The 15067-nt window shown below is 55.3% G+C and carries 12 protein-coding genes; 10 read left to right on the top strand and 2 right to left on the bottom strand.

Going from position 1 to position 15067, the window contains the following annotated elements; genetic code table 11:
* Window positions 1-2: 2 nt before the first annotated feature.
* From gcvT to IEX04_RS00410, 7 genes are all read left to right on the top strand, one after another.
* Window positions 3-1118, top strand: coding sequence for a glycine cleavage system aminomethyltransferase GcvT (gene gcvT / locus IEX04_RS00440; RefSeq protein WP_188682900.1), 1116 nt, complete (start codon window positions 3-5; stop codon window positions 1116-1118).
* A 60-nt stretch (window positions 1119-1178) separates the two neighbouring features.
* The gene (gcvH, locus tag IEX04_RS00435; RefSeq protein ID WP_188682898.1) at window positions 1179-1559 is read left to right on the top strand and encodes a glycine cleavage system protein GcvH; all 381 of its coding nucleotides are present in this window, start codon (window positions 1179-1181) and stop codon (window positions 1557-1559) included.
* The gene (gene glyA / locus IEX04_RS00430; protein WP_096255622.1) at window positions 1559-2881 is read left to right on the top strand and encodes a serine hydroxymethyltransferase; all 1323 of its coding nucleotides are present in this window, start codon (window positions 1559-1561) and stop codon (window positions 2879-2881) included. Before gcvH ends, glyA begins: the two co-directional genes overlap by 1 nt.
* Window positions 2882-3066: 185 nt before the next feature.
* Window positions 3067-4476 (top strand): L-serine ammonia-lyase, encoded by a 1410-nt coding sequence (locus IEX04_RS00425; RefSeq protein ID WP_096255621.1) that lies wholly within the window; start codon window positions 3067-3069, stop codon window positions 4474-4476.
* A gap of 406 nt (window positions 4477-4882) precedes the next feature.
* On the top strand, window positions 4883-6241 hold the full coding sequence (gene mgtE / locus IEX04_RS00420; RefSeq protein WP_096255619.1) for a magnesium transporter: 1359 nt from the start codon (window positions 4883-4885) through the stop codon (window positions 6239-6241).
* 62 nt (window positions 6242-6303) lie between these two features.
* Entirely contained in the window at window positions 6304-7413 is a 1110-nt protein-coding gene (locus tag IEX04_RS00415) for an NADH:flavin oxidoreductase/NADH oxidase (protein WP_188682897.1), read from the top strand.
* Between the two features lie 142 nt (window positions 7414-7555).
* Entirely contained in the window at window positions 7556-8686 is a 1131-nt protein-coding gene (locus IEX04_RS00410) for a baeRF2 domain-containing protein (protein WP_229676919.1), read from the top strand.
* A 72-nt stretch (window positions 8687-8758) separates the two neighbouring features.
* Here IEX04_RS00410 and IEX04_RS00405 read toward each other — a convergent pair whose 3' ends face one another.
* Window positions 8759-9916 (bottom strand): CPBP family intramembrane glutamic endopeptidase, encoded by a 1158-nt coding sequence (locus IEX04_RS00405; RefSeq protein ID WP_194446421.1) that lies wholly within the window; start codon window positions 9914-9916, stop codon window positions 8759-8761.
* A gap of 157 nt (window positions 9917-10073) precedes the next feature.
* On the opposite strand from IEX04_RS00405, the gene IEX04_RS00400 reads away from it, so the two are divergent.
* From IEX04_RS00400 to IEX04_RS00390, 3 genes are read left to right on the top strand one after another with little or no spacing between them, the layout of a single operon-like run.
* Window positions 10074-11354: a YibE/F family protein gene (locus IEX04_RS00400; protein WP_096255613.1), complete on the top strand. Its 1281-nt coding sequence runs from the start codon at window positions 10074-10076 to the stop codon at window positions 11352-11354.
* Window positions 11355-11400: 46 nt separating this feature from the next.
* A complete protein-coding gene (locus IEX04_RS00395; RefSeq protein ID WP_188682893.1) occupies window positions 11401-12420 on the top strand; it encodes a metal ABC transporter solute-binding protein, Zn/Mn family in 1020 nt (339 codons plus the stop codon).
* Window positions 12421-12440: 20 nt separating this feature from the next.
* Entirely contained in the window at window positions 12441-13559 is a 1119-nt protein-coding gene (locus IEX04_RS00390; protein ID WP_188682885.1) for a CDP-glycerol glycerophosphotransferase family protein, read from the top strand.
* Here IEX04_RS00390 and IEX04_RS00385 read toward each other — a convergent pair.
* Window positions 13556-15046, bottom strand: a complete 1491-nt coding sequence (locus tag IEX04_RS00385; RefSeq protein WP_188682883.1) for a gamma-aminobutyraldehyde dehydrogenase — start codon at window positions 15044-15046, stop codon at window positions 13556-13558. The genes IEX04_RS00390 and IEX04_RS00385 overlap by 4 nt on opposite strands.
* Window positions 15047-15067: the final 21 nt, after the last annotated feature.

Below are 15067 nucleotides of genomic sequence, written 5' to 3'. Positions count from 1 at the left end.
TGATGACTGATATTAAGCACACAGAGTTACACGAGAAGCACGCCGAATTAGGCGCTTCGTTCACCGACTTTGGTGGCTGGGATATGCCACTGAAGTATGGTTCGGAACTAGCCGAGCACAAGGCAGTACGTTCCACCGCGGGCCTTTTTGACCTCTCCCACATGGGTGAAGTTTGGCTCACCGGCCCCGAAGCCGGCGTGGCACTGAACACCGCGCTGGCTGGCAACCTCGCGGTGATGAAGGTCGGCAAGGCTAAATACTCGCTGATCCTCAATGAAGACGGAAAAATCATTGATGACCTGATCGTTTACCGCCTCGGCGAAGAACGTTTCCTGGTGGTTCCAAACGCGGGCAACGCACCGGTAGTCGCCGCCAAGCTGGCAGAACGCGCAGCTGGCTTCAACGTGGTCGTTGATGACGCGTCCGCACGCACCTCGCTGATCGCGGTGCAGGGCCCGAACGCAGAAGCGATCGTGTCCGCACTGGCAGCCGATGAGCAGACCGTGAACGCCGTGAAGGAATTGAACTACTACGCGGCAATCGAAGTAGTTCTGGGCGGCATCGAGGTACTGTTGGCACGCACCGGCTACACCGGTGAAGACGGCTTCGAGCTGATCATCGCCAACGAAGATGCCACCGCGATCTGGGACAAGACCGTGGAAGCAGGCAAGGATCACGAATTAGTTCCTTGTGGCCTGGCCTCACGTGACTCGCTGCGTTTGGAAGCTGGCATGCCGCTATATGGCAACGAGCTGTCCGTTGATCGCACCCCATTTGACGCTGGATTTGGTCCGGTAGTTTCCTTCAAGAAGACCGAAAACTTTGTTGGTCGCGAAGCTCTTGAAGCACTGCGAGGACAAACCCCGGCACGCAAACTTGTTGGCCTGAAGGGTCTAGGCAAGCGTGCAGGCCGTGGCGGATACGCCATCGTCAAGGATGGGGAGACCATTGGTGAGATCACCTCCGGTCAGCCATCGCCAAGCCTGGGCTACCCGGTAGCTCTAGGTTACGTAGATGTTGCATTTAGTGAAGTTGGAACTGAGCTAGATGTCGACCTTCGTGGCAAGACTTTGCCATTTGTGGTCGTAGAACTGCCGTTCTACACCCGAGCCAAGTAACGTTTAACCTAAGCGGGCGTCGTAAAGACGCCCACCATTTCCCTTGGGAGAGGAATTATCGTGAGTAAAGTTCTTTCATCGTTGCGCTACTCGGCCGAACACGAGTGGATCGATGCAGCATCACCAGCCAAGATTGGCATCACCCAGGTAGCTGCCGACGCACTAGGCGACGTGGTTTACGTTGACCTTCCAGAAGTTGGCGACTCCGTCACCGCAGGCGAGACCTGTGGCGAAGTTGAGTCCACGAAGTCGGTTTCCGACCTGTACTCGCCAGTGACCGGCACCATCGTTGAGGTCAACCAGGAAGCCGCCGATAACCCGGCAATCCTGAACGAAGACCCATACGGCAACGGCTGGCTGTTCACCGTTGAGGTCAGCGAAGAAGGCCCACTGCTTTCCGCAGTAGATTACGCCAGCGCGAATGGTGGAAACGTCGAGTAATGAGCAATACAACTTTTGAATCCCTGGCCCCTGCGTCCTTGACGCAGTCGCTAGCGGAGCTAGATCCAGAGATTGCGCAGCGTATCGATGCCGAGCTGGCTCGTCAGCAGCGTGGTCTGGAAATGATCGCTTCGGAGAACCACACGGCGCAGGCAGTGATGCAGGCGCAGGGTTCGGTACTGACTAATAAGTACGCTGAGGGTTACCCGGGTCGTCGTTACTACGGTGGTTGTGAAGAGGTTGACGTTATTGAGACGTTGGCTATTGAACGGCTCAAGGACCTGTTTGGTGCGAAGTTCGCTAACGTGCAGCCGCACTCTGGTGCGCAGGCTAACGCGTCGGTGTTCCACGCGTTGGTTCGCCCGGGCGATACCGTGATGGGTTTGAACCTGGCTCACGGCGGTCACCTGACTCACGGGATGAAGATCAACTTCTCGGGTCGTTTGTTCAACATCGTTCCTTACGGTGTGGATGAGACGACTTACGAGGTGGACATGGATGAGGTGGAGCGCCTTGCCGTGGAGCACCAGCCGAAGATGATTATTGCTGGTTGGTCTGCGTATCCTCGTCAGTTGAACTTCGCTCGGTTCCGCGAGATCGCTGACAAGGTTGGCGCGTACTTGTTCGTTGATATGGCGCACTTTGCTGGCCTGGTCGCTGCAGGGTTGCATCCTTCTCCGGTTCCGCATGCGCATGTGGTGACGTCGACGACCCACAAGACCCTTGCGGGTCCACGTGGTGGCATTATTTTGTCGAATGATGCGGATATTGCGAAGAAGTTGAATTCGGCGGTGTTCCCTGGTCAGCAGGGTGGTCCGTTGGAGCATGTGATTGCTGGTAAGGCGGTAGCCTTCAAGATTGCTGGGACGCCAGAGTTCAAGGAGCGCCAGGAGCGCACCTTGGCTGGTGCACGCATCTTGGCTGAACGTCTGACCCAGGAAGACGTTGTTGCCAAGGGTATCAGCGTGTTGACCGGTGGCACCGATGTTCACTTGGTACTCGTTGACTTGCGTAACAGCGAGCTGGACGGTCAGCAGGGCGAAGACCTCTTGGCACAGGTGGAAATCACCGTGAACCGTAACTCGGTTCCGTTTGACCCACGCCCGCCAATGGTCACTTCCGGCCTGCGTATTGGTACTCCTGCGTTGGCGACTCGTGGTTTTTCTGAGGCTGCTTTTGTTGAGGTTGCGGAGATTATTGCGCAGGCTTTGATTGCTGGTGTTGATGGCAATACTGCTGTCTTGCCAGAGCTTAAGGAACGAGTGCTAAAGCTCGCCGAGGCTCATCCACTGTACCCGGAACTTAAAAAGGTTTCCGAGTAACAGCTTCTGATTGAAGGAGGGGCCCGGAAAGCGGATACATCGCGTTCCGGGCCCTTTGTCTCTCTCGCATCTGGCACCCACAGAAAATGCGAGGCACGGGGACGAACCACAAATTTCTACCCCACCACACAATTATTTGGTGCTTGCAGTACCGAATTCTCTCTGTTCTAAGGAAGTGACCCGTCATGGCGGTCAGCGTATTTGATTTGTTCTCGGTTGGTATTGGACCATCTTCCAGCCACACCGTGGGACCAATGCGTGCGGCGCACGCATTCGTGGCCCAGGTGATTCGTGAAGGCCAGCTTGAAGCCCTCACCTCCCTGCGCATTGATGTTTACGGTTCGCTCGCAGCGACCGGCCGGGGTCACGGAACCTTCACCGCAATCATGCTTGGACTCGAAGGGTACGAGCCAGAAAATATTCTGCCAGCCCAGGTTGATGAGCGCTTGGCACAGATGGAACAAAGCGGCGTACTTCGCTTTGCGTCCCAAATGGATGCTCGCAAGGACCTGAACTACACCGTCAACGACATGATTCAGCACCCGTTGACGGTCTTGCCGCGCCATACCAACGGCGTAAAGTTCATTGCTCTTGATGCAGCGGGCGAAGAACTACTGAACGAAACGTTCTTCTCTGTCGGTGGCGGATTTATTGTGCGCGAAGGCGCCGAAGAACGCCTTGAAAAAAACCTCGAAGAAAAGGTCAAGCAGCAACCGTACCCGTTCACTACCGCTGCACGATTACTGGAACACTCAAAGAATTCTGGCAAGTCAATTGCCGAGATCATGATGGCCAACGAAGAGACCTACCGTACTCGCGAAGAAATTCGTTCGGGTCTGGTTCATATTTACAAGGTCATGGAGGAGTGCAAAGACGCCTCCTTGGAACGTACCGGCGTGCTTCCCGGAGGACTCAAGGTTCGTCGCCGTGCCCCAGAGTGGCATGAGCGTTTACGCAAGGAAGATAAAGACCGTGATCCGGTGTTCTGGCAGGAATGGATCAACCTGGTGGCACTGGCAGTCAATGAAGAAAACGCTTCGGGCGGGCGAGTTGTCACCGCACCAACCAACGGTGCTGCCGGCATCATCCCAGCAGTACTCTTCTATGCAACCCATTACGCCCCGGGCGCTAAATACTGGAACGAAGAGGAAAAGGATGACGCTGTAGTGCGCTTCCTACTCACTGCTGGCGCCGTAGGTGTGTTGTACAAGGAGCAGGCTTCGATTTCGGGTGCCGAGGTTGGTTGTCAGGGTGAAGTTGGTTCTGCCTCATCGATGGCGGCCGGTGGCCTCGCCGAAATCCTCGGCGGTACTACAGCTCAAGTAGAGAATGCCGCAGAGATCGCCATGGAGCATAATCTTGGACTGACCTGTGACCCCATTGGAGGTCTAGTGCAGATCCCGTGCATCGAGCGTAACGCGATTGCAGCTTCTAAGGCCGTGAACGCCGCAAAAATGGCGTTGATGGGAGACGGCGAGCACCACGTTACCCTGGACGAAGTTATCATCACCATGCGTGAAACTGGCAAGGATATGAGCGATAAGTATAAGGAAACTGCGATGGGCGGTTTAGCCGTCAACGTTGTCGAATGCTAATTCGATAGGTTGCAAAGAGCGTGTGGTGACTGCTGGTCACCGCACGCTCTTTGCGTTGGCGGATGTGATCTTGTCGTGCTGATGTCCTTTATGGGTGCGGAAGGTGATAGAAATGAAGCAAGGTGTTTCTCGGGCGTAAGCCCGGACCTATTCAAGGAGGTGAGCTGCATGGACGATGGTTCTAGTCGATCTATGTACACGCGACCTCCCTTTTTCCTTCTTTAAGCTGAGCCTAAGTGCTGGGTTAAACGGTGGGGTATCGCGCTTCGATTCCTTTTCGTTTCGCTTCATTCGTCGCGCGAAGACCGAATGACTTGTCACCCCTTTGTTTTCCGGGTGGCGATTCAATTGTGCTTCGTATTATTTCCCGGAATGACGCGTCTAAACACCGTTTGGACTGATCCTTATGCGCTCTTCAATTCAAGTAGACTTCTCGACCATTTCCTCGCAGATTCAAGATCTTTTAGAATCACAAGATTTCAAAGAACTCGCTGCGCTCCTGCGTGAGCTGAACTTGCCACAAACCCTGCAACAACTTCATCGGCTCTCGGCCAAAGAAATGGCCATCGCTTATCGACTGCTAGCTAAAGAACAGGCGCTGGCGGTCTTTGCACGCTTAGAGCCGGCCCTGCAAGCCGAACTTATCAGCGGCTTGCAACACGATACGGTCAGCGAAACCTTCGCAGTCATGGCTGCCGATGATCGCGTGGCGCTCCTCGATGAGTTGCCTGCCCATCTAGCGGCAACGCTGCTGCAAGGGCTGGACTCAGCACAGCGAGACGAGGTCAATGTGTTGCTGGGGTACCGTGCCGGAGTCGTGGGCCATCTGATGAATCCATACTTTGTCATCACCCACCCAGAGCTGACCGTGCGCGAAAGCATGCAACGAGTGCGCGCCAAACTTGAGACCGCAGAAAGCGTTTATACCCTCGTAGTCACCGATTCGACACGTAGGCTACGTGGCGTCGTTTCATTGCGTGATCTCTTGGCAGCAAAGGAAGAGCAACTAATCTCGGAGCTGCTGACCCCTGGCGATGGCGTTAGTGCCGAAGAACCAGTGCTGGAAGCTGCCCGTCAGGTGGTATTGAGCCAAGAATTACTGACCCCGGTGGTAGATTCTGAGCGTCGTGTGGTGGGCGTGTTCAGTCATTCTGATGCGGTCTCGGTGCTAACCAATTCCGATGAACAACGAGCTGCTCGTAGTTCGGGTGCCGAACCATTAAGACGACCTTACTTGAGCACCACGATTGGTTCTCTCGTCAGAAGCAGGATCGTCTGGTTGTTGGTCCTTGCCGTCGGTGCGACGCTCACCGTGCAGGTACTTTCGAATTTCGAAGAAACTCTCGAATCAATGGTTACCCTGAGCTTGTTCATCCCGTTGATGGTAGGTATCGGAGGAAATACCGGAAACCAGGCGGCTACGACAGTCACTCGGGCGCTGGCGATGGGCGATGTGAGGGTGGGGGACCTTGGGAGGGTCTTGCTGCGTGAACTTGGTGTGGGACTGATGCTCGGATTGAGTTTGGGAACTATTGGTTTCGGCGTAGCCGGATTCATCTTCGAATGGTCCATCGCGATGATCATTGGGATCACACTGGTGGCCCTGTGTACTATCGCGGCCGGAGTCGGTGGAGTGATGCCAATTATTGGCAAATGGCTAAAAGTTGATCCCGCGGTATTTTCCAACCCATTTATCTCCACCTTTGTCGATGCTGCCGGTCTGATCGTGTACTTCTCCGTGGCAGTGGCTGTTCTAGGACACTGATACCTAGCTCACTAAGCTGGTTATCAAGGAATAATTACTTGAACTGAAACGTCACACTAGGCATGCCTGAAAGCAAACTTTTTACCCCAGTCACTATCCCAACGAAGGCCGGAAAGGGACTAACACTACGCAACCGCGTGGTCCTGCCTCCCATGTGCCAATACGTGATCGATAAGCAAGATGGTGTACCCACTACGTGGCAATTGGCGCATCTTGGATCTATGGCTCACGGCGGTTTTTCACTGGTGATCGCCGAAGCTACCGCGGTAGCCGCCGAAGGACGCATCTCGGATCGAGACGCCGGACTGTGGAATGACCAGCAGGTTGAAGCGTGGAAGCCAATCACCGAGTACATCCGTTCCCACGGAGCCGCAGCTGGCGTCCAGTTGGCTCACGCCGGAGTTAAAGCTTCAACCTATGGCTGGTTGAAAGAACTCGAAGATCAGGGCAAGGTCGGCAGTCTCAGTGCAGAAGATGGCGGCTGGGAAACCTTCACGTCCAGCGCCGAGGATCTGTACGGGCTAAATCCGGGCACCGAGATGACTGTCGAACAGATCGCCAGTTCCGTTCAAGATTGGTCCGAGGCTGCCAAGCGTGCAGACGCTGCAGGATTTGACCTGATTCAGATTCACGCCGCACATGGTTACCTGATTCACCAGTTCCTCTCACCACTGTCCAATAAGCGCACCGACCAGTACGGTGGCAGCTTTGAAAATCGCACTCGCTATTTGCGCGAAGTCGTGCAGGCCATCGTCAAGGTTTGGCCAGAGCACAAAGCTTTAGGCATCCGCTTCTCCGGTGAAGACTGGGTTGACGGTGGTTGGCGCATCGCGGACACCGTGAAAATTGCCACCGAACTCTACGAATACGGTGTGCGAGCATTTGATCTGTCCAGTGCCGGAATCGGGGCTTTCCACGGCCCTACCGGCCCCGGCTACCAGGTCCCGCTTGCTCAAGCAGTGAAGCAAGCGTTGCCGGAAGACGCTTTTGTGACGGCTGTGGGAGTCATCACCGATGCGGTCCAAGCCGAACACATCTTGGTGACCGGCCAGGCTGACGGTGTCAGCGTGGGACGCGCCGCACTGGGCGATCCGCAGTGGCCAAATCGTGCGGCTGAGCAGCTTGGCGCACAAAAATCTCACCCACCTCAGTACTGGCGCGGTCGCTGGTAATAAACCTAGGTCGGGTAACGATTTTGGGTTAACACGTGGGATCTTTGTGCTTTGCTCTTCCCGCTATCGACGTGCGATGTTACGTTAGTCACACGGATCTAGTCGCACCGCGACCAGGAGTCGCGTGCGGAAGGGAGTCAGCATGGCACTACGCGCGGATTCTAATGGAATCGACGCTTCGCTCTATCGGAAAACTGGTTCATGGTGCACCGCCTTGGTGGATGCATCGCTCGGAACCACCGCAGCGCACGAAGCAGCCGACCGGCTGCCGGGGGAAGTAGCTAAACTACTGAAGAGCCAGCAGGCCGGTGCCGCCGACATTGAGGCACTCACCAATGCCATAGAAGCCACTAAAGGGCTTCGTGCGCCGGTAGCTCGCTTCGTGGCAGTTCACGATGGGGCGGTGGTACTCAACGAACTCATTCCGGGGCTAAAAGTCGATTCCGCCGCCGTGGACGTGGGGCCATTCCCGAATTTCACTGCGCTTGCCAGAGCTCGAGGGGGAGCTTTCTCCTACTTCGTGGCCGAGGCCGGACGTGACGGGGGAGAAGTTCATCTATATAACACCGCCTCGCCAGAACGTGTAGCTAGCCGTGGGGTTGTTGGATTACCCGAAGAGATTCACCGGGCACGTAAGGTACCTAGCGAATATGATCAGCCAAAAAATCAGTCCGCAGCAGATGAGATGGCTCGGCGAAATGCCGAAGAAGTCGCCGAGCTCATCGCCGAAATGGCTAAGGACACCTTTGTTCGGCTGATCGTGCTTTCGGGCGATGTGAAATCGCGTGAAACGATTGCTGGGATGCTTCCGGGGGCGTTGAAACCCTATGTCGTAGTTCTCGATTCGCATACGCGAACCGGGGGCGCTGATTCCAAGCAGGTTGATGAATCAATTTCACGGTTGATTTCCGAAACCCATGACGCGGCAGTCGCAGAGCTGGAGCAGCGCGTATCGGCACAAACTGGCAATGGCCGGGCTCAGCTGGCTGTGGGTCTTGCCGAAGTGGTTTCGGCCTTGCAATCTGCGCAGGCTGAAGTTGTTTTGGTAGGTCAGTATCAAGACGAACACACCTTACGAGCCCTGTCGGGAGAACCATGGGTGGCGCATGAAGAAGGAGATGATCATGCGGACTTGGTGATTGGCCAATGGCCAGCACCGGAGGTTCTGCTTCGGGCTACAGCCTTGACCGATGCGACGATCCGCTACGTTCCGGACTCCATCTTGCCAGCGGACGCAGGAATCGTGGCGTTATTGCGTTGGGCTAAAACCTAAAAGATCAAAAAAGCGTCGCCGGTGAGAATCTAAAAATCTCACCGGCGACGCTTTTCTCTGTCTGCGCTAAAGCTAACGGGCTGGGGGAGGAGGACCGTTGATCTCGTCCTCGGTGGTGCCCTCTGCAGAAGAGGGAAGCTGTTGCGGGTACTGATCCGGGTAAGCTGCCTCTTGCTCGGTGGCCGGAGGAGCCCAGTACGCCTGCGTTGGCGTGCCAGCAGGATAGTGAATCGGCCATGGTTGCAAGAGCTGTGGGGCTTGGCGCCTAGGTTCGGGACCGGCGGTGCGCTGCAACGCATAACGCTTAGCCACCTGGAGCAGAACGTAGGCCACTAGCGTGGTAAATGCGACCGAGGTCAGCAGACTCGAAAGGGAAGACTCCGAGGAATTAATATCAATTGAACCCGCGGCGCCGAGCAAAAATAGTCCCACGTTGTTGATGACGTGCACGGCAATCGCCGCTTCGAGACCGCCGGTGCGCCAGGTGAGGTAACCGGCGACTATGGCAAAGAAAGCAACGTCTAGTAGGCCATAAATATCGTAGAGGTGTCCTGCGGTAAACAGTGGAACCGGGAGCAAAATCGCGAACAATGGATGCTTGAGCCAGCTACCAAGAGTTTGCATGAGCAGGCCACGGAAGACTAGCTCTTCGGCAGCCGCTTGGAATGGCACCAACAATAGGACCAGTAGGGCGAAGAACAAGGGATTAGCCGGAATGTTCTCTGGCGGAATTTGTGCTGAGGCTACTGCTCCGGTGGCTTCTAGTCCAAGGCTGATCCCGAAATAGAGGGCATAGAGCACCAGACAGATGCCCGTGCACAGTCCCAACCAGCGCCAGCGCATCTTTCCGGTTACCGAGAAAAGTAATCCCACCGGTCTGGGGCCGAGGAATAAGTATGCGAGGTAAGCAACCGGTATGAGAGCTATCAGCGAGAGCATGGTGAACAAGAAGACAAAGGGGTCTGCCATGTTCATTGCTTCAAAAGCAAGCATGATCTGATTGTTCGGATCATCAAGCTGGCTGCCCAAGCTGCTAAAGAGCACGATCAGGAGCCCAACGAGCAAGATGACGGTCAACACCACATAAAAGCCTACGGCCGTTCCGAGTAGGGCCAGGGGGCGCCACCAGGCATACTCGGAATTGCGGCGCATCAGCCGATGATATTCATACTTAGGTTCTTCGGTGTTAATATTGCTCGGTGAAGTCCCGTGGTTCTCAGACAAGCTCATAGAACAATCTTCGCCCCGAAGAGGGCAAATAGGCATGAGCCTTGCGGAGGATTTGTTGAGTCATCCTTTGGGGGGTGTTCCTGATAACGAGTTCAGTTTCGCTGACTAGACTTGGGCGCGACGAGTTTTGATTAATCCTTTGAGGAGTGCACCGACCGTGGGCCACAGTCACAATCACGATCAGCCGATTCTGCAAGATCCTGCGAGGAGACGCCGAGCATCAATTATTTTGTGGGCATTGTTAGCCCCGGTGGGTGCGTTGGCCCTAATTATGGTGATTGCGCTGTGGCCGCAAGGCAACTATGACCGTTTTGCCTTGGACGGGGCGATGGATACTACCGGTGGCGCAAGTATGCAGGTGGGCACGGTGACAAGGTCATTAATTCAGGATTGCCCTTCAAGTATGGGACTTGAAGAAGTTGGCGGTAAAACACTGGAATGCAATGTCACCTACCTGATGCCCGATAGTGGCGGAGCCGAAATTGCGCTAGAGATTCCGCCCGAACAGTTGCACTCTCGCGAGGCCCGGCCGGGAGATCAAATTCGATATCTAGATCTTTCTGCGGTGGGATCTGATAGCGGCAGCCCCTATGTTTTCGTGGATTTTGTCCGCACCTTACCGATGTCACTGTTAGCCGTGGCTTATGGACTGGTCGTGGTGCTGGTGGCCGGGTGGCGCGGGGCGCGTGCGGTTATTGGGCTTGTGGGCGGAATCGCGTTCATGATCATCTTCATGGTGCCTGCCCTGTTGGAGGGCGGAAATCCTGTACTGATCGCACTGACCGGGTCTACAGCGATTATGTTTGTGGCGTTGTATTTTGCTCATGGACTTAACGCAAAAACTTCGACAGCGCTATTGGGCACACTCTTTGGTTTGGCGGTGACAGCTGGACTTGCGGTGTGGCTGACAGATGCCGCAGCGCTAACGGGCGCGAACGATGAACACGCGATGACGCTGTCCACGGTGGTACCCCAGATTTCCCTACCTGGCTTACTCATTTGCGGCTTGCTGGTCGGTGGTATGGGCGTGCTCAATGATGTGACCATCACCCAGTCGGCCACCGTATGGGAGCTGGCTGAGACCGCGCCACATGCCACCGCCAGGGAACTATTCTTCAAGGGGATGCGCATCGGGCGCGATCATATTGCCTCGACCGTTTACACAATTGCCTTCGCCTATGCCGGCGCGGCCCTTCCAATTCTCGCGATTGCGGCACTCAGCGACCAGAGCTTTGGCACTACTTTGAGCTCTGGTTCAATGGCAGAAGAAGTGATTCGAATTCTTATTGGTTCCATTGGCTTGGTACTTGCGATTCCGGTGACTACAGCCATCGCCGTAGTAGTCGTCAAGGCGACTGGCACGGGTGGCGCTCACGGGAAAGCCAGTGTGTCGTCAGGGCGCCGAGCAAAGCTAAGTGCGAATGATTCTCAAAACTAATGTAGAATAGTTCTCAATAGCGTGCTGTGTGAATGGAGACTAATAGATGAAAAAACGTGGATTATTTACCTCAATCGTAGCGATCCCGCTTGCCGGGCTGCTTCTGGCCGGATGCGCCACTGATGATGCTTCGGGAACATCAAGTTCGGGCGAAGCCTCGGCTAACGGGAAAATAGAGTTAGTGGCCACGACAAACGTCTACGGGCAGATTGCTCGCGAGATTGGAGGCGAACACGTTGCGGTTACCGAAATCATCACCTCTCCAGCTCAGGATCCGCACTCGTATGAACCAACCGCCAGAGACAAACTCACCGTCTCCAAAGCGTCAGTGGTGCTGGCCAACGGCGGAGGGTATGACCAGTTCATGGACTCCCTGGTCAGCTCGCTTCCTGCAGATAAAGCGGACCAAGTCCATCTGATCCATGCGGTGGATTCTTCCCCGGTGGCCAAGGAGTACGGCGATGAGTCGGCGCATGATGAACACGCGACGGACGAGCACTCTGCAGATGAGCACGCGGCGGATGAACATGCGGGCCATGACCACGCGGAATACAACGAACATATCTGGTACGACTTGGACTCAATGCAGGCACTAGCTACCGAACTTGCCACAGAGCTGGGACATGTCGACCCAGACGGCGCGAGCGACTATGAAGCGAATGCCAATACTTTTGTTCAAGGAATCAAGGATCTACGTGAGCAGCTCACGGCTGCGAAGCTTGCCGGACGCACCTACGCGATGACCGAACCGGTCCCATTCCACCTGCTTGAAGATGCTGGAATGAAAAATAAGACCCCTGCCGGACTCAGTGAAGCAGTTGAAGGCGGCGCAGGAATTGCTCCGCTGTCGCTCAAGGAGCTCAGCGATTCGTTGAAGGCGGGCAAGATTGGCGTTCTTGCCTACAACGTGCAGACCGAAGGGGCGGAGACCGCCTCCTTACGTTCAAACGCTGAGACCGGTCAAGTCCCCGTGGTGGACTTCCGCGAAACAATCACCGATGACTCAAATTACCTTGTGTGGATGAAGAAAAATATTGATGCTTTGTCCTCCGCGATCAACGGGTAATCACTACGTAGACTGAAGGTATGTCTTCGATTACCACTCAAGTCAATCAAGTTGCTGGTCGCGCCAGATCAATATTCGCGGAGCGCGCGGTGCGTTCGCAGATCACCGAGGCGGGCCAAGAACTGACTGCGGCGGAGCATGTCTTATTTTTCGCCGAAGCGCCCGCACAGTTTTACCAACTAGGGGTCTGGCTTGAGACCTTCGAAAGACTAGCCGCGCAAGGTCATTCGGTAGGCGTGGTGGTAATGGATGCCTTGTCGGCCCGTGAACTATTAAAGGCCAGCAAGCTTCCGGTATTTTTCACTCGTTCCATCGAACAAATCGAGACGCTGCTAACCAAGCTCGGCACACGAAGCATCAGCTATGTGAATAATTCACAACGTAACTTCACCATGCTGCGCTTCAACGGACCAGCGCATATTCACTTAAATCATGGCGAGAGCGAAAAGGCCTCAATGGTCTCGAACCAGCTCAAAGCCTATGATTATGCCTGCGTGGCAGGGCCGGCGGCGGTGGAACGAATTTCTGAATCCATAGCTCGCTTCGATACCAAACACCTAGTGCAGATTGGGCGCCCGCAGTTGGACGCGCTCACCCCCGAACTGCCCGCAACCCAAACCAGGGTGCTCTATGCTCCAACATGGGAGGGTGACTCTGCCACCATGGATTATTCATCGGTGATGAAGATGGGTGAGAGTATTTTGGCCCAGTTCGAGGGGGACAACAGGTTTGAGGTGCACTTCCGCCCGCACCCGAAAACCGGTGATCATTCAGCAGAGATGAAAAAAGAAATTACCGCGCTACGCGCCCGTTTCGCAGCTCAACTAGATCCAATAGCTGATGCGGGCCAATCCTTGGTCTGGGCCGACGTTGCAATCTGCGATACCTCCGCGATGGCCTACGACGCGGTCGCGCTCAACGTTCCGCTTTTCCTCACTGGCCATCGTCCCTCGCAACTTCGCGAACGCCTGCCACATGAACAACTTTTGGAGTCCCCTAATGGGCTGGCTCAGCGTGTGGCAGAACTAGCTGAGGGAGGGGTACCGGGCCGGCAGAAACAGCTGGCCCAATATTTCTTCGCCACGACCTCACCCGGTCAGGCAACCAAAAAACTGGGCCAGCTGTTGGAATCCGTTTAACGCTGGAGAAATACGGTGTTCTGCCAGTCTCGGTGAGCAGCGGTATCGTGCGAGATCAATACATGTTTCACGTTCGTGTACTCATCAAATGAGTACTGGCTCATGTCTTTGCCCATTCCGGAAGCTTTGTAACCACCATGGGGCATTTCCGAAACAATGATGATGTGCTCGTTGATCCACACGCAGCCGGCCTGAATTTGCGCGCTCGCACGCATGGCCCGGTTGATGTCTTTGGTCCACGCACTCGCGGCTAAACCGTACGGTGTATCGTTAGCCAGCTTGATAGCTTCATCATCGGTTTCAAACGGTAAGGCGACCAGCACCGGACCGAAGACCTCCTGCTGTACGATTTCTGAATCTTGCGTGGCATTGACCAGCAAAGTTGGTCGGTAAAAATTACCTGGACCATCTAGTTTTGTGCCGCCGGACAATACCGTGGCTCCGGCATCCACCGCGCGTGCCACCATCGAAGAAACCTTCTCCACATGGGCCTCGCTAATAAGCGCTCCCATGTCGGTATTTGGGTCTGTCGGATCACCAACCACCATCTGGCTCATCAACTGAGCCACGCGTCCGGTGAACTTCTCAAAAACCGAGGAGTGAACATAGGCGCGGGTAGCTGCCGTGCAGTCCTGCCCCGCGTTGATTGTTGAGCCGGCCACCGCACCATGGGCAGCTGCTTCAATATCTGCGTCATCAAACACCACAAAGGGAGCTTTGCCACCAAGCTCTAGGTGCACTCGTTTGCCAGTCTCCGCGGCCATAGACATGATCTTCAAACCGACCTGTGTGGAGCCGGTAAATGAGGTCATCTTCACCAGCTGGTGCCTTACCAATGCCTGGCCTACGGTGCTTCCACTTCCCACCACGACGTTGACTACTCCATCTGGCAATCCAGCGGTCTTAGCAGCGAGCGCGAAGAGCAGACTTGTCCCCGGGGTCAGCTCGCTGGGTTTGAGCACAATGGTGTTTCCTGCGGCGATGGCCGGCAGGATTTTCCAGGCGGCCATTTGCAGCGGGTAATTCCATGGAGCAACGGAGCCCACCACACCTAGTGGCTCCCGACGAATCATGGAGGTGCTATTACCTGCGTAATCACCGGAAGCCAGTCCTTGGAGGTGGCGGGCAGCCCCGGCAAAAAAGTTCACGTTGTCTATCGAACCGGGGACATCAAATTCGGTAGACATTCGCATGCTCTTACCGGTCTGCGAGGTTTCCACCTCCGCTAAGACCTGTGCTTGGTTTTGCAGCTCACGAGCTAACGCTAAGAGATGATTCGAGCGTTCGGCAGGGGTGATAGCGGACCAGGTAATAAATGCTTGCGTTGCCGCGTGGACCGCTTGGTCAACTTCTTCGGGGCTAGCGGTATCGATCTCTTCGAGTAGTTCGCCGGTGGCAGGATTGATTCTGCTGAGCACCTCACCGGTACCGCGTAGCCAGGAGCCGTTAATGAACTGGTGTCCGTGCGAAAATTTGAAGCCTGACATGTTCTACCGTTCCTTAAAATG

Source organism: Glutamicibacter ardleyensis, assembly GCF_014644555.1.
Classification (GTDB): Bacteria; Actinomycetota; Actinomycetes; order Actinomycetales; family Micrococcaceae; genus Glutamicibacter; species Glutamicibacter bergerei.
This window is presented reverse-complemented; position numbering and strand designations above follow the sequence as displayed.

Excerpts from the sequence above, each read along its gene's own strand:
- gcvT (WP_188682900.1), top strand. The coding sequence starts at position 3 with ATGACTGATATTAAGCACACAGAGTTACACGAGAAGCACGCCGAATTA.
- IEX04_RS00410 (WP_229676919.1), top strand. The coding sequence starts at position 7,556 with ATGGCACTACGCGCGGATTCTAATGGAATCGACGCTTCGCTCTATCGG.
- glyA (WP_096255622.1), top strand. The coding sequence starts at position 1,559 with ATGAGCAATACAACTTTTGAATCCCTGGCCCCTGCGTCCTTGACGCAG.
- IEX04_RS00395 (WP_188682893.1), top strand. The coding sequence starts at position 11,401 with ATGAAAAAACGTGGATTATTTACCTCAATCGTAGCGATCCCGCTTGCC.
- IEX04_RS00385 (WP_188682883.1), bottom strand. The coding sequence starts at position 15,046 with ATGTCAGGCTTCAAATTTTCGCACGGACACCAGTTCATTAACGGCTCC.
- IEX04_RS00415 (WP_188682897.1), top strand. The coding sequence starts at position 6,304 with ATGCCTGAAAGCAAACTTTTTACCCCAGTCACTATCCCAACGAAGGCC.
- IEX04_RS00425 (WP_096255621.1), top strand. The coding sequence starts at position 3,067 with ATGGCGGTCAGCGTATTTGATTTGTTCTCGGTTGGTATTGGACCATCT.
- IEX04_RS00405 (WP_194446421.1), bottom strand. The coding sequence starts at position 9,916 with ATGAGCTTGTCTGAGAACCACGGGACTTCACCGAGCAATATTAACACC.
- mgtE (WP_096255619.1), top strand. The coding sequence starts at position 4,883 with ATGCGCTCTTCAATTCAAGTAGACTTCTCGACCATTTCCTCGCAGATT.
- IEX04_RS00390 (WP_188682885.1), top strand. The coding sequence starts at position 12,441 with ATGTCTTCGATTACCACTCAAGTCAATCAAGTTGCTGGTCGCGCCAGA.